Here is an 18,125-nt window from a genome sequence, read left to right on the forward strand (position 1 = left end):
TGAACATTTGCGTTCATCAATCGCTAAGAAAAGGATTATATTTCCGTTCAAAATCAATATTCGTTTTAGATCCATGTCCAGGAAAAATGGTTGTCTCTGATGGAAGAGTGAGCAATTTTCGATGAATAGAAGTAATCAATTGATCGTAATTCCCTTGATATAAGTCAGTACGACCAATTGATTGTCGAAAAATCGCATCTCCTGAGAAAAGGTATGGTTCATGATAGAGACTAATGCTGCCTGGAGAATGGCCAGGAGTATGAAGGATTTGAAATTCCCGACCAATCCAACGTATCTTTTCATTACCTTTTAACAAAATATCAGCAGATTCACATGTAACCATAAATTCTAAAGGTAATTGTGCGGAACCATTCTTTGAAGGATCAGCGAGCCATGATGCTTCTTGCTGATGAAGATAAACCTTAGCTTTTGTATATTCACGAAGTTGGTTTAAACCACCAATATGATCAAAATGAGCATGGGTAAGCACAATAGCTTGAACTTGACAGCTATATTCTTCAATCTTTTGTAATAACGAAACAGGATCATATCCTGGATCAAGTACGATAGCTTCTTTTCGCTGTTCATCTGTAAGCAAATATGTATGAGTCCCCAAAGGCCCAAGCGTAAAAGTTTCAATATTCACAAAAGGTACTCCTATCTATATCATATAAACCTAAATTTACAAATCTTGGTCTGTTAACATTTTTAATCTTGGAGAGAGTAATAAATAATGATTTCAGTAGAAAGGACGTATAACCATGCTCAAATATGTGATTGCAACATTAGGTTCTCTTTTATTATTAATGGGATGTCAGCAAAAAAATGCCTTGCCTTCACCAAACCATAAAAGTGCAACCCCTCAGCGAGTTTCTTATGATCAACGAGTAAAACAAACACATCCATCCGCTCATCGGTCACATTCACCTCAGGTTGTCGCAAATCGCTTAGTTCAGATTGCGACTAAACAACCTCATGTAAATAATGCTACTGCTATTTCACTGGGTCGATATACTTTAGTGGGACTTGATGTAGATGCTGATCTAGATCGAGCAAGGGTTGGGACAGTAAAATATACGGTTGCACAAGCACTTAAAAAAGACCCCAATGGATCAAACGCGTTAGTAACCGCAGATACAGACCTTGTGCAAAGAATTCGGGAGTTAAGCCGTGATGTTGCCAAGGGGCATCCGATAAAAGGTATGATGGAAGAATTAGCAGATATTGCAGGGCGAATTGCACCTCAACCGTCTAAGACTGTCCCATCCCGTGTAGACTAAGGCATGTAAATTTTGTATATTGGAAAGAACGAATAAGCAAAGGAAGAAAAATGAATGAAAGTAGTCTGTATTCTTTGTGATCGTTTTTTCGAACCTGACCGTTTACAAACCAAGAAGCTGCATAAACATCCACATCGGATTCAGATATGTACTGAGTGTCATGATCGAATCAGCGAAGAAACGCTTGCTCGCCAGGAACTTCACTCAAACGACTGATTATAACGAGGCTCACGAATGATTTCCTGTAGCAGTTTTTCTGCTTCCTCTTGTGGAAATAATTGTTGATGAGCCTCCCCTTTTTGCAGGTAGGAAATGATATAGACTCTTTTCTCTTTATCCAGTTCTAACTCTAATTGATCAATTTCATGGTCCTCTCTGAGTAAATCTTGGAAAAAAGAGACCGTATCCTTAGCAGATCGATCAGTAGGTCTTGCATTCCAGACAACCTGAATCTGTAACCAGTTAAATAAAGCGTTCGTTAATTGGATATCATTCACCTTCTTTACTAAAAATGCTCCATCTTTTCCATTTCTTCTTATACCCTTTTTCTCCTTCCCTCAGACAAACAGAAATCGACATCACGGGTCAACATTTTCTGTCGTTTTCCCTCGTTTTGAATAAGCAAGTCTCCATTTTGTAACGATAATCAATAGAATTGTGATAAACAATGCTGGAATGATTGGAAATCGCAAAATATGAAAGATTAACAGTAAATAGCAGCCCAATGCTAAAAAAATATAGACAACTATATTTTTTAATAATGGTAGTGAACGTGCAAAGGTTGTCTCATAGACAATCCCGGTTAAGACTAAGATAACAAGGTAGTCAACCCAATTTGGCATCTGATCAAGCCACTGGCTAATCCATTCCACTTCTCCCTCTCTCCTTTCATTTAACGATCATTTACTCGAGTTTGTAGTAGTTTTAGATATTCAATTTCTGCAGCATATTCACGCTCATCATCAACAGGCGTTTCTAGGATAATAGGCAGATGTTCAAAAGAAGGTTCCTGTAAGAAACATTGAAGAGCTTCCGATCCAATTTCACCTTTACCAATCTTTTGATGCCGATCTTTGCGACTATTAAATGGTGCTTTGCTATCATTAAAGTGAATTGCCACTAGATGATCATAATAGCCACACTTTTTCATGGACTTAACAAATTCAGGGAAACTTTCCGCTGTCCATATTCCAGCAGCAAAACCATGACATGTATCAAAACAGAAACCAATCTTTTCCTTATAGTCAGTTGCATCTCGAATCATGGCGAGCTGCTGAATGGAAAGACCTAATTCTGTTCCTTGACCTGCCGTATTTTCTAGTAGTAACTTTGTTTCAACATCACTCTCAGACAAGATTTGATTTAATGTTTCAATCATCCGCTCGATTCCTGCTTGCTCTCCTTCTCCCATATGCTTACCACAATGAACCACTGCACCAATAGCTCCAAACGCCTCTGCAATCTGTAAATCCTCACGAATGGAACGAATGGTTACTTGATGAAGATCATCTTTTGGTGTAGATAAGTTTGAAATATATGGAGTATGTGTAACCAATGTTAATCCTTGAGCCTGACAAAATTCCCTTCCTTTTCTTGCATCCTCTTTGTTCAGTTTTTTTGGACGGAGCGAGCGAGGGTTCTTTGTAAAGACCTGAAAAGATTCAGCCCCTAAGTTTTGTGCTTGTTGACATGCTTTATAAAAGCCTTTGGCGACACTAATATGGCAACCAAACTTCATCAAACTTCCTCCTTTTCAACCAACACAGACAAAAGCGCCGCAATGGGCGCTTCGTGATTTAATCATATCATAACCAAAATGAATGAAAAGCCATCCATATCTGCTGAACTGTCATCAGATTGACTCATTTTAAGCAACTTCAAAATGAAGGCGCTTACGATCTTTTGTTTATAATTCTTCTAACATTAATAACTCTCTACGCAACTCCCATAATCTCTGCAAACATTTTTGTTTTTGAATATAATTTTGACTCCTCATCGCTTCATACAATAATGCTAGTTCATAATCTAGTTCCAGTCTTAAAACTGGAATTCTTTCTTCAGGATCTCGACACTTATAAGCGCGAATCACATCCTCCATAGTAACCACGCGATCACCCCTTTTCTCTTTACGCACGGTTTCCTAAGGTGACTATAATGCTGGTTAAACCGATAGCTTGGCTCCATCTTGCCCTCCAATATACGGAAATAAACCTTCTTCTTCACATGAGAATGATGCGCTAATTATAAGAATATTGTTCTCTATCTTACGTATATTAATAGATTATTGGCACGGCTTTTGTACGCCTTTATGTTTAGCAATTGGTTAATTATGGTAGAATAGTATTATCAAAGTATTAAGAGGGGATATTCGTGAGTAAAGTAGTTGGTTTTCAAGATCAAGATTTTGCACTTTTTACGATTGCCGATTTAGATCAAAGAATGGCAGCGATTCGAACCTTGATCCAGCCTAAATTTACGGAAATAAGTGAGCAAGTAGAAACATTTCTCACAAGTAAACTTGAGCGACCTTTTTATACCCATATCGCGAGACATGCGAGAAGAACAAAAAATCCCCCCAATGAGACTTGGGTTTCCTGGTCAGCTTCAAAACGTGGTTATAAGTCACATCCACATTTCCAGTTTGGAATATGTGAATCACATCTTTTTATTTGGTTTGCGCTCATATATGAATACCCTGATAAACAAGCTTTTGCCCAAAAACTCCTCAACCAAACCCAATTCATTGAGAAGCTGCCAAATCATTATTACCTATCAGGTGACCATACACAATCTAAAATTGAACAACTTACAACGATTAATCAGGATACCATTCATTCGATTCTAAAGCGATTAGAAACAATAAAAAAAGCGGAGTTTCTCTGCGGGACCATTATTCCTCGCAAAACCGCTGCTAAATTAGGTCTTACTGATCTACTTACTCATATCATCGATACCTATGATCATTTAGAACCCTTGTATTTACTAACAGTGCAAAGCTAAAAAAATCGCCAATCTCAATGGGAGATGGCGGTTTTATTTTGCTTGACTTGTAAGCATCGTTTGGATAACTCCTTTTTCCTTCTTCTGATCATGTTGAATGCAATGTGTACATTTTCCATAAAGAACTCCAGATTTCCCCTGCTCTAGGTAAGTAATAATCTGATCGCAATTCTGACACACCAATACTTCCATTTATTAACCTCCCTTCTTCGCCGTTCATGACCTACTAAAGTCTCCCCTAACCCTCATTTATATGTCACTTATATTATAATGTGACATACTTTTTATTGTCAATCCATTTATTTCAATTCCCAAAAATAAATATTTGACGTTGTTTATTTATATTTTGTATACTCTTCATCGGTATATTGGATTGGAATATAAAGGAGCTAACAAATGACATCATTCGCAGAAAGAAAAAAACCCATCTCACCTGAATGGGACCCTTGGGATGCTTGGTATACCCGTAGTAAGGAAGGTCGTTACCGCTTAACAAGTGTTGAGTTTACAGTTACCAATCTGTGTAACCTGCGGTGTGAACATTGTGCCGTCGGAGAGGCTTTAGTTGAAAAAGAAGGAGTCTCCCTTCCTGTTGAACAGCTCATTCGCCAATTAGAAAAGGTAGAGGATTTACAAACCTTGAGCATTACAGGCGGTGAACCAATTGTAAACCGCCATGTTGTTGATAACACCATTCGTCCACTTTTGCAATATGCAAAGCAACGAGGGATTTATACGCAACTTAATTCTAATCTAACGTTACCTTTATCACGATATGAAGATTGGATTGAAGATATTGATGTCTTACATATTTCATATAACTATCGTGATGAAGCAGACTTTCAGCGGATGGCTTTTGCGAATGCAAATCATCAACCTAGCGCCACTTTAACCAATCGATTATTTCAGCGGCTGAAGGATAATGCCATCGTTTTATCAAAAGCCGGGGTCTTCATCTCAGCAGAAACATTTCTAAGCCCATTCACTGCCCCACATCTTCCACATATGCATAAGGAGATAGCTGAAATGGGTTGTAAGCGTCATGAAGTACATCCACTTTATCCAAGTGATTTTGCAAAAGGTATGAAATTGCTCTCAGTCGATGAATACAAAGCTGCTATCGAAAATCTCCTAAATGATCGTGATCCAGCTATCTGGATCTTATTTGGAACTCTGCCGATTTATCCATGTAGTCATCATCAATCAGATCAAGATTTATGGTTACGATTATTTCATGAACCTAATATCACCGTTCGTCAAGATCCCGATGGGCGAAATCGTTTAAATATCAATGCATTCACTGGAGATGTAATTGTAACCGATTTTGCTGATGTTCCCCCATTAGGAAATATTAAAACAGATTCACTTACCACCATCTTTGATCTGTGGTTAGATCACCCCTTAGCTAAGAAATATCATTGTTATTGTCCAAAGGCACATTGTACAGGTCCAAATTTACTTGTAGCGAATACTTACTATCAAGATGTAGATTTTCAAGCCCGAAAAGCACACATATCAGTCTAATTGAGCGATGAAAAGGCACTCCTGAAAAGAATTCAGAAGTGCCTTTTGTTTATGGTGGTCTAGGTTGTCAAATTAGCTGTTGCTTTACATCTCTGTTTCTGATTCTATCGATTGTGCAGGAAGGTTATGCCGAAAAAACAGCGCGAGTTGCTGTGCTTCTTCTAGAGATCGCAAGTTAAAAACTTGTTGAATATACTCTAGATTATCCACATCTTCCAGGGAAAATAACGAGGAGCGTCCAGTTTGCATACAAACAACTAAAGGCTTTCCAAAAAAGAGATTTGTGTACACAATTCCGTAGTCATAGCGTTGGTTACCCGAGACGAAGCCAACAAAACGAACTTGTGCATTTTCAGCTTCATCATACAATCTTTCAATATTTGACATAAAATGACCTCCTCATCATTTTATTCTAGAAGATTTTTATTTAGTTATAAGGTATTACCCCCATCAATATCGAGTTAAACTTCATCAGCACTTACAATCTTTTACATTTATCCTTGTTAACCATGTGGTGCCCCAAATTCATTCACTTTTGTCTCGAATAATGAAGCGAGTTCGCAAAATAGTGAAACTTCTTCTTCGTCAATCATTTGTTGCAACTTGCTGACGACAACCAATTGACCAATCAGATGATGTCCAAAATAAAAAGGAACAAAAACTTGAGATTGTTGTCGAATATATTCATGAACCATACTTCCTCGTACAGCAGCAATACTAAATAGCCCTTCTCCAAAGGGAATGTTGGCTGGTAATGTTTCATTGCCCGCGTGTACCTGTCGAATAAAATGTGTCTTGCTCAATTGATAAATACTCACACTTTGGTAACAAGGCATCTCTTCATATAAAGAATCACAAACAAACCCGTACAGTTCTTCGATATTTCCTGTACATCGATCAGAAGCAACTCCAATTCTGGAACGAAGTTCATCAAGCAATTCCGCTTTATGCATTAGACCCCTCCGTCAAAACTAATTAAACTTCAAAGAGTCTATTTTCTATCATAGATGTAATCATTATCATTAGAAATAAAAGCAATTATAACGAAATAGTATAGCTCAATCACAAAATTCCTTTGAGAAATGTACAAAAAGTGTATCATAATTGATTTAAATATTCCAATATTTTTCCGATAAATTGGACATTTGAAAAAACAATCATTACTATGATATGATTAATATGTTCTTTATGCTTCATATAACCACTTTCAGTTAGGGGAAGAGGAAACGATGAGTCAGAGTGCATTTATCCAATTGGTAGATGGGGCTAAGAAAATTGAACTTGACCTAAAAGAACTTGAAGCGTTACTTTTACAATATCAAGAAATGACAGCCAATACAGGAAAACAGTTGGGTTGGGATTACCAACAGGCGGCCTTTCCCTATGAAGTTCAGCAAAAAACAGAACCATCGCCATATTTATTTCTAAAAGGAAAAGAGCCTCATCTATATCAAGGGATATTGATGGGTGTGAGCAAAAAAGAAAACGGCGTTTGCCAGGTACAAATCACACTTTCAGAACGCAGTACTCAAGGGGATCAAGCAAAAGGAAATGAATTATCCCGGTATCTTGCAAAAGAATTGGGTGGGAAACTACACCTTTTTAATAAAAGAATCATGTACTTTAACAAACGAAAATAAAAAAGACCCAACGAAAGCAAGCATAGCATCATGTGTTGGGTCTTTTTATTTACTTATTGGGATTAAAAACTTGTTCTAAAATCATCCGACGCTCTTTAACTGTATAATTCCCCCAAAACCAAACACCATAAATAAACAGATCAAGATGTAAGTGTAGACCTTTTGAATTCCCCTTCACACCATCGCTTGTACCAGAATTACCAACATAGCCTATCACTTCACCTTGTTTTATTTTTTTTCCTACAAGTATAGAAGGGGAGATTCCACTTAAATGAACATATCTGGCCATGACACCATTTGCATATTGAACCCAAACAGAGCGACCTCTCAGCTTATCTAGAATATAATCTGACGTTTGACCATTATTTTTCTTTCCTTCACTCAAAAATTGTTGCCGCTCCGCTGTTGACCATTCATGATAAGAATGATCTGCTCGGACAACTACCCCATCTGCCATAGATAAAATCGGTGTCTTCTTCGTTACTGCGACTCCGGTTGTGTCACCACCATACCAATCAATTCCCTCATGAATACCTTTACGATAAGCCCTCGGTGCACCAGGTAGAGAGGAATTCTGTGTACTTACATGTGCCCCTTTGATTGGAACATGCAAAAAAGATAAATACTTGATTAATTGTTTTGTATTCATTTTTGGAATTGGTCGGGGCTTTTCAGTAAGTACTTGATTAGACAAAACCTCCAATGATTGCTGTTGATTCATCCTAGTCCTTTGACCCATCACTTTTTCAATAAATGAAACAGGTAATAAGACATTCGATCTTTGAATGATCATTGATTGTGGCAAAGGAGTATATATTCCATTATGATCAACAACTGGCACATCGCGCAAAAACTTAAACACGGACTGACCAAACCTAAGTTCACAAGTTCCATTTTTTAAATCCGCTTTTCCAATTACACCCAACTTATCTTGTATATCTTCTAATGGTACATATGGTTGATCCTTCACTTGTTGCGTAGACATAAGTAGTAAGGATTGCTTCTGCTGAACCTTTGTTATTTCTTTTTTTTCACCAGCAAAATAATGATCTAACCAAGCTTTGTTATTAGGTAGAAAAAAAATAATGACAGCTACGAACAAAATACCTACCAAAAACAATGCTGCTTTTTTCATGGTTGATCCTTCACCCTATATACACATTTTCATTTCATATCATAAATTATTATTGCCAATTTATCCTCTAATGATCGGTTTAAATTCCGAAAAATTTTGCGGTATCGCAAAAGAGGCTTCTATTACATCTCGATTCACGTATTTTGTATCCTTATTAAAATCCGTTTTCACGTTTGCATACTGATTAGAGCCTACAACAAACGACTGCAAAGCTCCAGGATATGAAGGAACTGTTGCTGTACAAAGTTTTGTAATCGGAAAGAGATGACTAATACGGTGAAACACTTCGTGTGTTAATTCTTGTTGAAAATAGAGCGGATGGCTCTGAATGATCATTAAACCATCATTCCGCAATGATCGTTTAATATCGCGGAAAAAGCCCTCTGTAAACAGTATCTTCGCCGGCCCCATTGGATCAGCAGCATCTACAATCATTACATCATATTTTTCTTGATTCTCTTGCACATATTTACTTGCATCCATATAAATCGAGCGAATTCGTAAATCATCCATCCGAGATGCGATACTTGGCAGATATTTAATACATGCTTGAATCACATTTGGATCAATTTCAACATGATCGATTTGTTCCACCTCTGGATATTTTGTTACCTCTGAGACCACTCCACCATCACCACCGCCAATTACACATACTTTTCTTGGATGTGGATGAATCGACAACGGAACATGTGCCATCATTTCATTATAGATAAAACCATCTCTTTCTGTTGTTTGAATGCCACCATCTAGAAATAGAGTACGACCAAATGTGTATGTGTCTAAAATTGTAATCAGTTGAATGGGGGTTTGCTCCGCATATATTAAATCTTTGACACGGTACCCCATCCTAAAATGAAAATCACCTTCATAATCCATTCGTTCGTCCTCTGTAAACCAATATCCACCATCCATAAATTCAAATTGTTGCATTTTATCTAAATTACCCAATATTCTCTACCTCGCTTTCTGAACGCTTTTACAGTTTAGGAACTAGACTTATATAGAATCCCTGATAAGCGTTGCGCCTGATCATGGATCAGCTCAATTACCTGTCGTTCCTGTAATGGGTCAATAGGGTTTTGCCATGTTTGCAGCCAATCCCGATGGTATTCTATACACTGTCTTTTCACTTCACCCCAATATAAATTTGTCTGAACAACCCATTCATCATGGTAATAATCGATCAGGCGCTCTGTTTGTCGTTCTAAGAAACGATCAACTAGAGGTTCTAATCTTTTTCGCAACTCATGACGAAAAATCTCTTTTTCATTCTCTTCAAAAAAAGTGCGGCTTCCACGAAATAGCTTCCACAGTAAAGTGAGTTCTGACTCTTCTAATGTAGGAAATGGTACTTCCCATTCTGGAGACTTCCATTCAGGTTCCCAACTATGAGTGATCGGAACTTGATCATCCCACTCTCTTAATTGCTGCAAGCGTCCTTCAATCTCTTTACCACCTATTTGGATCAGCCATTGTTCTAAACGCAATGAAGTAGCTCTTATTTCTTGCATCAAATCATGTCGAAACAAACGAATCACTTCATGAGTCGCAGATTGAAGTTGTTCTTTCGCTTGGCGAGTAGCTCCATAAATATTGGATGGGTTAATTTGTTCAGCATATAAATCATGAAAACGATAGAATAAACGTTGTTTTACATAGTAGAGTAACTCTCGTACCTCCTGGGCAAATGCAGGAAGTTCAGTTGACTGTTGCCAAGTTCCAATCGCTTGTATTCTTTGATCATGTTTTTGTTGGTGTTGTGCTTTATGTGCAATGCGCTCTTCCTGAGCAGCAGATAACACTTCTACTCTTTTCTGTAATAACCGCTCTGCTTGTCGATATTGATTTAAAATTTGTTGTAATTGCACGGCTAGATAATCCCTGCTTAGAAAATCATGCAGAGCATTTTCAAAAGCATCCATTCCTGATTCATCTCGCTGTGATGGCTTTAGAGCTTGATGACTTGATACCGGGTAAATTCGCGGGTTTTGGATACCATATCGACTTAATTGATCCCGGACATAGCGAATCACTTGATCCAGTTCATCTTTAGATTGAGCTAAATCAATTGCATTAATGATAAAAAACATTTTATCCAATGAAAAACTTTCTTTTACACGACCAAGTTGAATTAAAAATTCACGATCTACCCGGGAAAAAGCATAATTATAGTAAGTAACAAAAAAGAGGGCATCTGCTTGCTTCATATATTGAAAGGCTACTTCCGTATGACGTGCATGGATCGAATCAGCACCGGGCGTATCAACAAGAGTTAAACCTTGACGAGTCAAAGGTGTATCAATAAATGTTCTGACTTGATCAATCCAGCAAGAAATACTTTCATGTGCAATGTTTTTTTGTAGATCTGTTAGATTGGTGATAGTTGTAGTGGTGCCTAATAGCGGTTGGTATTTTGAATATCCATTTAAAAGAGCTTCTAGAAATGGCTGTACCATTCGCTGACGTTCATTCCAACTTTTCCGCTGTAGAATTTTTTTGATCTGCTTCAACGCTGTAACGAATTGATCGGGTTTGTTCATAGAAAAGAGAGGAAATATCTCTTGTAGTTCACTCAGCAACATGGATTCAGACTTCCAATAAATCAGTGAAGTTTCATGTGTTTTATCCTCATCACAGGGCTCAATGCGATGAACAACAGCCGTAGTAGGATTTGCAGAAACGGGAAGAATTGCTTCTCCTAAACATGCATTTGCAAATGAAGATTTACCAGCACTAAATGCCCCAAATAGTGCCGTTGTGAAATTACGATTCTGTAATCGTTCAAGGCTATTTGCAAACCACTTACTCATCACATTGTCATTCATCAATGCTTTGTGAACTTGTCTTAATCCGCTCTCAATCTCTGGTAGTCGGGCAAAAAGGTCGATATTTGTTTTATGTGGATCAATCTGCTTAGCAGCATATATGGATTGAACATTTTTCTGGAGAGGGTGAGGAGACAAGCTAACTGTAGGAACTTCGTCTTCTTGTAAGTAAATAGATACTTTATGCTTATGAATTGGAGGAACTTCTCCTTGCCAAATACCCCGTAGCCGTCGTATGACTGCACGATCAGTTTGTTGTTTCTGCTCTAGTTGTTTTTTCTGTTCCAATAGTCCGTTTAGTCTTTGCTCCTGCTGTTGCAGTTGCTCCAGTCTCTCTTTCAACTGCACTTCTACAAGTTTTTTAATTTCATTCAAGATTGGCGTTATTCGTTGCCGATATTGTAACTTTACTGCTTGCATCACATCTTCAATATAAGTAAATAAATAATTACCTGTTAAATCTGTCCCTGCTTTTACTTGTGCTTGTAATAATGCTTTGGTTACTGGCAAATTCCATTCATAAATCTGCTTTGGATCAAATTTTCCTTCCAGCTGATGTTGTTCTAATAAGCGAATCAACCACTGTTTAAGATGAAGGTCTAATTGTGTCTCCACAATTTGGCAACTCAGCTGAAAAAAACTTGATAATCGTTTCTCCCGCTCTTGAACTGTTTTTTTCTTCGAACCGAAAAAACTACCTACTTTAAAAGAATGATGTAATGATTCAAGATAACTTTGAGCTTGTTCACGTAATTCATATGGAGATAAATATGCGTGGTTAAACTGTAATTGTAATTCTTTTTCTAAAGTTGTATCCAGCTGCACAATGGCGTGTTGGGTTTGCTTACATTCTTTACTAACAGTTTGATAGCGCTCATCTAGTTCTTTTCCCGCAAATCCTGATAATGCTTCCTGCTCTTTCTCCCATTCAGCCTCCTTACGTGATTGATACTCTTCTAAGGTGAATTTTACTTCTTTTTCCAATCCAGTTTGATAATCAGCTGTTTGCATGAGCTCATGTATCAATTGTTTCAATTGAAGCCATTCATTCTGTTTCGCCTGCTCTGGCAATCTGAATGAAGTGAAAAAGAGCTTCTCATATGTAAGTTCCCATTGATTAAAAGTAGATATGATGCGATCTCGATATTGATCAATTGTACCTTCTTCATCACGATGTTTATCAATTTGGTTTACAACCAGAAAAATGCGTTTTCTTCGTTTTCCTAATTCTCGAATGAAATGCATATTCACTTCTGCTTCAACATGGTTATAGTCCATGACATAAAAAATCGTATCTGCAAGATGGAGCATTGATTCTGTCGCGATTTGATCTGCATCATTGGCAGAGTCAATTCCTGGTGTATCCATAATAACCACTCGCTTGGGTAATGGGGCATCTGGACGCGAGAGTTCAATCATGGCAATCTCTTCACCAGCTTTACAAAGAGCTTGAAATTCTTCATCTTCTACATTTGAGTAAACACGCACTGAACCTTTATGTGTCCAACATTTAACCAAATTAGATCCCTGACGAATTTGCACAAGGTTTGTGCTAGTAGGGATAGGGCTCGTGGGTAATAATGACTCTCCATATAATTTATTAATCATAGAAGACTTACCTGCAGAAAAGTGACCGCAAAAAGCGATCGCATATTCTTCGCGATCTGCTTTTTTCATTAATGCCTTCATTTTCCTGCTCATCGTTTTTTCGCCTGTAGAAGCAATTAATTCAACCATAGAAGCGAATCGGTCGAGTTCCTTCGATGATTTGGTCCGTTGCATATAATTGCTACTCCTTAGATTCTAGTCATTTTACACATCATAATATTATATACTCTGAAATTAAAAAGCACCACCCTACAGAGTAAAGCACTCTCTTCCATATAAAAAACCCCATCTTCCTGAGATGAGGTTAGACTAAATACTATTTTTCTAGAATATATACTTTAACCCCTTGAATACCAAATTGGCTCACTTTACTCTCTGGTTTATCGACAAAGATATCAATCCGATTCCCTTTAATCGCACCACCTGTATCTTCCGCAATTCCTACAAATCCACCTTTAGGAAGATAGGGTGAATCATATCCAGTAACATAAACCTTGCTGCCCAAAGGAATTACATTTGGGTCAACTGCAACAACTCCTGGACGTACATGTGTACCGCTTGCAGTTAATGTTCCCCATTGTTCATTCCCGGCAACTCCATATGCAGTAGCTTTCATATCAATCTTTTGTTTGATTTGATAGCCAGCGATACTTGAACTCGATTGCTCACTCTCAGACTTCGTTTCTGCCTTTTCAGATGTCTGTTTGTCCTCTTCCTGAGCTGTGGCTACCTTTTTTAACTTTGCTTGTTTTTCCGCTTTTTCCTTCGCTTTTGCTAGTCTTTCTTGCTGTGCTTCTTGTTGAAGCTCTTCTGAATTGGTAGTCACAAAACGAGTCTTCACAGGAATAGTAATATTTTGATTCTCTTGCAGATTTTTGTCGGTGAGACCATTCAAAGCGGAGATCGCTTGCACGGAAGTTTTATACCGCTTTGCAATATATTCAATCTGATCTCCTGCAACAACTTTATAAGGAAAAACAATATTTAATTTCTGGCCGACATCTACTTGGTCATCATCCAAGTGATTTGCTTTCTTCCATACCTCAGGGGTGGTACCATATTGAGCGGCAATTGAACCTAGAGTTTCTCCCTTCTTCACCTGAATTGATCCTTGGATCTCCTCTGCTGCTGCTGTTTGAAATCCGGTCATTGCAGCTAAACTTAATGTGAACATACATGCTGCAGTCAATGTCTTGAACTGCTTGTACATAAACTCTCTCCTTCCAAGCCGACGGAGTTAGCTGACGGGCTAGGGAGAAAGGTTCCCTCTTACAAAATTGTAAGTTAACCCCCAAAATTTGGTTCCTCCGTTCTTCAAATAATGAAGATTAGGCTGTTTTTTTGACATTGCCTATCCTAACGCGGATTCGAAACTCGGTCATTGCATAAAAATTACCAGAAACCGAATCAAATACTTTTCTTGACTTTTTTCATTGGCATATGTGATCTGAAATCGCTGTCTATGTATGGAGTTGCTTAAATAATTTAATTTTAAATCGATTTTATACAATAATCTAATGATAATTTCTTCCATTGACATATTAAAGCGCTTACATTCTGATTAAAATTTCTTTTGATATAGAAAAAGAATGGGCTTGTCGCCCATTCTTCGCTTTACTGATTCTTTTGACGTTCTTGCTCCTCGAAAAGCTGATACGCATTTTCAATCCCCATAATTACATCTTTAATCTTAAAGAAACCATGTGCATACGCGGCGCTGTCTCGAATTTTCTCCCACATAAAATGATATGCTTGTAAATCCTCTGTCTCACATATGCAAAAATCAGTATAATGGTTACCTGGCAATGCTTCTGCATCAAAAAAACGAACCTTTACTTGACCATCATAATCGTCAATAATCCGATAAATATCATCAGCATACTCTCTTCGCTCAGCACGAGTTAGCGAAAGCCAAGATGGATAAAACTCTAGAAGCAGGATCAGAGTATAGGTCATAGTGATCCTCCTATGATACTACTTAAAGGTTTAATGAAATATATTTTGTTACCAAATACTCTTCGATTCCTTCCAATGCTCCTTCCCTACCTATACCACTTTGCTTTACACCACCAAAAGGCGCCTGTGCTGTGGAAGGCACTCCATCATTCCATCCCACAATTCCATATTCAAGCTTTTCTGCCATCCGCAATCCTCGTGACACATTCTGCGTAAAGAGATAGGCAGCCAATCCAAACGGTGAATGATTTGCCCATCGTATCACTTCATCATCATCCTGAAACTTTTGCACTCCAGCGACTGGACCAAAGGTTTCCTCATTCATTAACAACATTTCTTCATTCATATCAGCAAGAAGAGTCGGTTCAAAGAAATAGACATCACGATCATTTGCCTCTGTTCCCTTTCCCCCTACCAAGCACGTGGCTCCCTTCGCTACTGCATCTTCTACCTGACGAGCTACCTTTTTATAACTTTCATGATCAACTAACGGCCCTACATCTGTATCTGGCTCTAATCCGTTACCCATCTTTAACTGGGCGACTTTCTTTGCAAATGCTTCTAAAAAAGGCTCATAAATCTTCTCATGAACATAAAAGCGATTTGCGCAAACGCAGGTTTGACCAGAATTTCGAAATTTACTTGCCATTGCAGCTGTAACGGCTCGATCAAGATCAGCATCTTCACAAATGATAAAAGGTGCATGACCACCTAATTCTAAGGAAACCCTCTTTATCTGCTCTGCACTTTGTCGCATAATGATCCGACCTACCTCAGTCGAACCAGTGAATGAAATTTTGCGCACACGCATATCTTGCATAATCGTTTCCGTAAATTCCTGTGGCTTTCGGCAATTCACGACATTAAAGACACCTTTAGGGATACCCGCTTCGACCGCCCATTCTGCTAATTTTAGAGCTGATAATGGGGTTTGCTCAGCTGGCTTTACGATAAAAGTACATCCAGCAGCGAGTGCAGGTCCTAATTTTCGTGTAATCATGGATGCAGGAAAATTCCAAGGTGTTACAGCAGCTACCACACCAACTGGTTGTTTGATCACTTGGATGCGATGTGTTTCTGATTTCCCTGGTACAATTCGTCCGTAAATTCGTCTAGCTTCTTCAGCAAACCATTCAATAAAGGATAGAGCATAATCGACTTCACCTTGTGATTCGGTTAAAGGCCGTCCCATCTCACGAGTCATCAACTCTGCTAATTCATCACGGTTTTCTTGGACGACTTGAATAAACTTTCGCATTAGTGTTGCCCGTTCTTGGGCTGTCTTACCTGACCATTTTTCCAATGCTTCATGTGCTGCATCAATTGCCGCTGCTGTTTCTTTATGTCCACCGCTCGCGACTTGGCCAACTAATTCTCCTGTAGCTGGGTCTTTTACTTCAATTGTCTCATCTTGATTCCCAGTCCATTGTCCATCAATAAAATGTAATAGATCATATGTTTTCATGATTTACAACTCCTGTGCGATTGCTTGTAATCGTTTCGTTAAATCCATATTCTCGGTATAGTCCACAGGACAATCAATAATTACAGGTTGTTTAGCAGTTAATGCTTTCTGAAGAATCGGAACTAGCTCATTTGTTTGATTGACCCGATATCCTAAGGCTCCAAATGATTCAGCAAGTGAGACAAAATCAGGGTTACCAAATTTTATATATGCCGAATGTTGGAATTGAGAGAGTTGCTTCCACTGAATTAACCCATAGCCATCATCACGCCAGATTAAAATAATAATGGGTAATTGATGTCGAACCGCTGTTTCCAGCTCCATCCCTGTCATTAGAAACGATCCGTCCCCAACTACTGCCACTACATTTCTTTCAGGATGAACCATTTTTGCTGCAATTGCACTCGGAAGAGCATAACCCATCGATGCTAAGCCATTAGATATTAAACATGTGTTGGGTAAATCGGCAGGATACATGCGTCCCATCCATATTTTATGTGCTCCAACATCTGAAAGAATTAAATCTTCATGCGCTAGTACTGACTTTAAATCTGCCATAATCCGTTGTGGTTTGAGTGGGTAACCTTCCTCTTCGCCCATAGATATAATTTCTTCACGCATTCGAGTGCGCAGTTCTTGGTACCATTCATCCATCTGCTCTCTAGGTGTTAATGCATGAATCAGTCGCTTGATATTCTCCTGTAGATCTCCTACAACTTCTCCTCTTACTGGGTAATGAGCATCGATTTCAGCTTCAAGCGAATCGATATGAAGAATCGGGGTACGCTGCGCATTCCAACGATCAGGTCGATATTCAAACATATCGAACCCGATTGTAATAATCAAATCGGCTTTCGCAAATGCGACCTGAATATAGTCTTTTCCAGGGAAGCCAGTTGTTAGCATTGCAAGCGGATGATTAGATGGGAGTGTACCTTTACCCATAAAGGTCTCTGTAACGGGTGTTTGAATATGCTCAGCTAATTGTAGAACTTGCTGTTCCGCTTTGTTACGCGCAACTCCATTTCCACAAAGAATGATCGGCTGTTTTGCATGATTGATCAACTCTGCTGCATGCTGAATCGATTGATCAGTTGCTTCTATTTGTAATTTGTTTGGATGCGATGACTGGATGGGTTGACCATCGACAGGCAAACGTGCAATATCTTCGGGTAATTCAATATGTGTTGCGCCTGGTTTTTCAGTGGTTGCAAGCTGAAATGCTTTATGAATAATTTCTCCTGTTGTCTCAGGAGTCCGAATCGATGCACTCCATTTGGTTACAGGGCGATACAGAGAGACCAAATCATACGCCTGGTGTGATTCTTTATGTTGTCGATTCATCCCCGCTTGGGCGGTTATGGCCACGATAGGTGCACGATTCATATTTGCATCAGCTACACCTGTCAACATATTTGTCGCACCAGGGCCTAGCGTAGAAAGACAAACGCCTGGCTTTCCTGTTAAACGCCCCATCATTCCTGCCATAAAAGCTGCACCTGTTTCGTGACGGGTCACAATAAACTCGATTTTAGAATCCTTTAATGCTTCCATCAAATCTAAGGTCTCTTCACCAGGAACACCAAAAATATATTCAACACCCTCGTTTTCCAAACAGCGAACAAATAGTTCTGCTACTTTCATCGTATCTAACCCTTCCCATTTTGTCTGACATTAACATATATAATCATT

General features: G+C 38.5%; 20 protein-coding genes and 1 riboswitch. Of the genes, 5 read left to right on the plus strand and 15 right to left on the minus strand.

Translation table 11 applies throughout. The annotated features are described in order from the left end of the window. Nucleotides 1-16 precede the first annotated feature (16 nt). The gene (locus tag BUB71_RS04970; protein WP_073153251.1) at nt 17-646 is read right to left on the minus strand and encodes an MBL fold metallo-hydrolase; all 630 of its coding nucleotides are present in this window, start codon (nt 644-646) and stop codon (nt 17-19) included. A 115-nt stretch (nt 647-761) separates the two neighbouring features. Here BUB71_RS04970 and BUB71_RS04975 point away from each other — a divergent pair, with 115 nt between their 5' ends. Both BUB71_RS04975 and BUB71_RS04980 read left to right on the plus strand, forming a co-directional pair. Beyond that, on the plus strand, nt 762-1,280 hold the full coding sequence (locus BUB71_RS04975; protein WP_073153253.1) for a YhcN/YlaJ family sporulation lipoprotein: 519 nt from the start codon (nt 762-764) through the stop codon (nt 1,278-1,280). Nucleotides 1,281-1,334: 54 nt separating this feature from the next. After that, nucleotides 1,335-1,496 carry a DUF2197 domain-containing protein gene (locus tag BUB71_RS04980; protein WP_084731110.1) on the plus strand — a complete coding sequence of 54 codons (162 nt, stop codon included), beginning with the start codon at nt 1,335-1,337 and terminating at the stop codon, nt 1,494-1,496. On the opposite strand, the gene BUB71_RS04985 is transcribed toward BUB71_RS04980, so the two are convergent. The 4 genes from BUB71_RS04985 to BUB71_RS05000 all read right to left on the minus strand — a co-directional run bounded on the left by BUB71_RS04985 (nt 1,481) and on the right by BUB71_RS05000 (nt 3,378). Next, entirely contained in the window at nt 1,481-1,777 is a 297-nt protein-coding gene (locus BUB71_RS04985) for a hypothetical protein (RefSeq protein ID WP_084731112.1), read from the minus strand. The genes BUB71_RS04980 and BUB71_RS04985 overlap by 16 nt on opposite strands. Nucleotides 1,778-1,858: 81 nt before the next feature. Next, nucleotides 1,859-2,152 carry a YlaH-like family protein gene (locus tag BUB71_RS04990; protein ID WP_084731114.1) on the minus strand — a complete coding sequence of 98 codons (294 nt, stop codon included), beginning with the start codon at nt 2,150-2,152 and terminating at the stop codon, nt 1,859-1,861. Between the two features lie 20 nt (nt 2,153-2,172). Then, nucleotides 2,173-3,018 (minus strand): deoxyribonuclease IV, encoded by an 846-nt coding sequence (locus BUB71_RS04995; RefSeq protein ID WP_073153255.1) that lies wholly within the window; start codon nt 3,016-3,018, stop codon nt 2,173-2,175. Between the two features lie 168 nt (nt 3,019-3,186). Beyond that, nucleotides 3,187-3,378, minus strand: coding sequence for a hypothetical protein (locus BUB71_RS05000; protein WP_073154077.1), 192 nt, complete (start codon nt 3,376-3,378; stop codon nt 3,187-3,189). 272 nt (nt 3,379-3,650) lie between these two features. Between BUB71_RS05000 and BUB71_RS05005 the strand changes: the two genes are divergently transcribed. Continuing rightward, entirely contained in the window at nt 3,651-4,280 is a 630-nt protein-coding gene (locus tag BUB71_RS05005; protein WP_073153258.1) for a DUF1054 domain-containing protein, read from the plus strand. 33 nt (nt 4,281-4,313) lie between these two features. Here the strand turns inward: BUB71_RS05005 and BUB71_RS19025 are convergent, their stop codons facing one another. Next, on the minus strand, nt 4,314-4,472 hold the full coding sequence (locus BUB71_RS19025; protein WP_139278986.1) for a GapA-binding peptide SR1P: 159 nt from the start codon (nt 4,470-4,472) through the stop codon (nt 4,314-4,316). Nucleotides 4,473-4,676: 204 nt separating this feature from the next. Between BUB71_RS19025 and yfkAB the strand changes: the two genes are divergently transcribed. Next, complete coding sequence (gene yfkAB / locus BUB71_RS05010) at nt 4,677-5,804, plus strand: radical SAM/CxCxxxxC motif protein YfkAB (protein ID WP_073153261.1); 1,128 nt, start codon at nt 4,677-4,679, stop codon at nt 5,802-5,804. Between the two features lie 84 nt (nt 5,805-5,888). Here yfkAB and BUB71_RS05015 read toward each other — a convergent pair whose 3' ends face one another. Beyond that, on the minus strand, nt 5,889-6,191 hold the full coding sequence (locus BUB71_RS05015) for a DUF3055 domain-containing protein (RefSeq protein ID WP_073153265.1): 303 nt from the start codon (nt 6,189-6,191) through the stop codon (nt 5,889-5,891). Nucleotides 6,192-6,307: 116 nt separating this feature from the next. Next, nucleotides 6,308-6,757: a GAF domain-containing protein gene (locus BUB71_RS05020; protein WP_073153268.1), complete on the minus strand. Its 450-nt coding sequence runs from the start codon at nt 6,755-6,757 to the stop codon at nt 6,308-6,310. Nucleotides 6,758-7,033: 276 nt separating this feature from the next. On the opposite strand from BUB71_RS05020, the gene BUB71_RS05025 reads away from it, so the two are divergent. Further along, a complete protein-coding gene (locus tag BUB71_RS05025) occupies nt 7,034-7,444 on the plus strand; it encodes a DUF1885 family protein (RefSeq protein WP_073153271.1) in 411 nt (136 codons plus the stop codon). A gap of 49 nt (nt 7,445-7,493) precedes the next feature. Here BUB71_RS05025 and BUB71_RS05030 read toward each other — a convergent pair whose 3' ends face one another. The 7 genes from BUB71_RS05030 to BUB71_RS05060 all read right to left on the minus strand — a co-directional run bounded on the left by BUB71_RS05030 (nt 7,494) and on the right by BUB71_RS05060 (nt 18,077). Next, nucleotides 7,494-8,579, minus strand: coding sequence for a M23 family metallopeptidase (locus tag BUB71_RS05030; RefSeq protein WP_073153274.1), 1,086 nt, complete (start codon nt 8,577-8,579; stop codon nt 7,494-7,496). Between the two features lie 60 nt (nt 8,580-8,639). Then, the gene (speE, locus tag BUB71_RS05035; RefSeq protein WP_084731118.1) at nt 8,640-9,527 is read right to left on the minus strand and encodes a polyamine aminopropyltransferase; all 888 of its coding nucleotides are present in this window, start codon (nt 9,525-9,527) and stop codon (nt 8,640-8,642) included. Between the two features lie 35 nt (nt 9,528-9,562). After that, on the minus strand, nt 9,563-13,186 hold the full coding sequence (locus BUB71_RS05040; protein ID WP_073153277.1) for a dynamin family protein: 3,624 nt from the start codon (nt 13,184-13,186) through the stop codon (nt 9,563-9,565). A 142-nt stretch (nt 13,187-13,328) separates the two neighbouring features. After that, nucleotides 13,329-14,222 carry a LysM peptidoglycan-binding domain-containing protein gene (locus BUB71_RS05045; RefSeq protein WP_073153280.1) on the minus strand — a complete coding sequence of 298 codons (894 nt, stop codon included), beginning with the start codon at nt 14,220-14,222 and terminating at the stop codon, nt 13,329-13,331. After that, a riboswitch (cyclic di-AMP (ydaO/yuaA leader) is annotated at nt 14,223-14,357 on the minus strand. It abuts the gene before it with no gap. A 269-nt stretch (nt 14,358-14,626) separates the two neighbouring features. Continuing rightward, the gene (locus tag BUB71_RS05050; protein ID WP_073153283.1) at nt 14,627-14,968 is read right to left on the minus strand and encodes a darcynin family protein; all 342 of its coding nucleotides are present in this window, start codon (nt 14,966-14,968) and stop codon (nt 14,627-14,629) included. A 22-nt stretch (nt 14,969-14,990) separates the two neighbouring features. Further along, complete coding sequence (locus BUB71_RS05055) at nt 14,991-16,433, minus strand: NAD-dependent succinate-semialdehyde dehydrogenase (protein ID WP_073153286.1); 1,443 nt, start codon at nt 16,431-16,433, stop codon at nt 14,991-14,993. A gap of 3 nt (nt 16,434-16,436) precedes the next feature. After that, nucleotides 16,437-18,077: an acetolactate synthase large subunit gene (locus BUB71_RS05060; protein ID WP_073153290.1), complete on the minus strand. Its 1,641-nt coding sequence runs from the start codon at nt 18,075-18,077 to the stop codon at nt 16,437-16,439. Nucleotides 18,078-18,125 lie beyond the last annotated feature (48 nt).

It is taken from the genome of Seinonella peptonophila (genome assembly GCF_900129355.1).
Taxonomy (GTDB): Bacteria; Bacillota; Bacilli; order Thermoactinomycetales; family Thermoactinomycetaceae; genus Seinonella; species Seinonella peptonophila.

Bases quoted from the DNA above. Each gene is read 5' to 3' on its own strand.
- BUB71_RS04975 (WP_073153253.1), top strand. From the start codon at position 762: ATGCTCAAATATGTGATTGCAACATTAGGTTCTCTTTTATTATTAATG.
- BUB71_RS04980 (WP_084731110.1), top strand. From the start codon at position 1,335: ATGAAAGTAGTCTGTATTCTTTGTGATCGTTTTTTCGAACCTGACCGT.
- BUB71_RS04995 (WP_073153255.1), bottom strand. From the start codon at position 3,018: ATGAAGTTTGGTTGCCATATTAGTGTCGCCAAAGGCTTTTATAAAGCA.
- BUB71_RS05000 (WP_073154077.1), bottom strand. From the start codon at position 3,378: ATGGAGGATGTGATTCGCGCTTATAAGTGTCGAGATCCTGAAGAAAGA.
- BUB71_RS19025 (WP_139278986.1), bottom strand. From the start codon at position 4,472: ATGGAAGTATTGGTGTGTCAGAATTGCGATCAGATTATTACTTACCTA.
- yfkAB (WP_073153261.1), top strand. From the start codon at position 4,677: ATGACATCATTCGCAGAAAGAAAAAAACCCATCTCACCTGAATGGGAC.
- BUB71_RS05015 (WP_073153265.1), bottom strand. From the start codon at position 6,191: ATGTCAAATATTGAAAGATTGTATGATGAAGCTGAAAATGCACAAGTT.
- BUB71_RS05020 (WP_073153268.1), bottom strand. From the start codon at position 6,757: ATGCATAAAGCGGAATTGCTTGATGAACTTCGTTCCAGAATTGGAGTT.
- BUB71_RS05025 (WP_073153271.1), top strand. From the start codon at position 7,034: ATGAGTCAGAGTGCATTTATCCAATTGGTAGATGGGGCTAAGAAAATT.
- BUB71_RS05030 (WP_073153274.1), bottom strand. From the start codon at position 8,579: ATGAAAAAAGCAGCATTGTTTTTGGTAGGTATTTTGTTCGTAGCTGTC.
- BUB71_RS05040 (WP_073153277.1), bottom strand. From the start codon at position 13,186: ATGCAACGGACCAAATCATCGAAGGAACTCGACCGATTCGCTTCTATG.
- BUB71_RS05045 (WP_073153280.1), bottom strand. From the start codon at position 14,222: ATGTACAAGCAGTTCAAGACATTGACTGCAGCATGTATGTTCACATTA.
- BUB71_RS05050 (WP_073153283.1), bottom strand. From the start codon at position 14,968: ATGACCTATACTCTGATCCTGCTTCTAGAGTTTTATCCATCTTGGCTT.
- BUB71_RS05055 (WP_073153286.1), bottom strand. From the start codon at position 16,433: ATGAAAACATATGATCTATTACATTTTATTGATGGACAATGGACTGGG.
- BUB71_RS05060 (WP_073153290.1), bottom strand. From the start codon at position 18,077: ATGAAAGTAGCAGAACTATTTGTTCGCTGTTTGGAAAACGAGGGTGTT.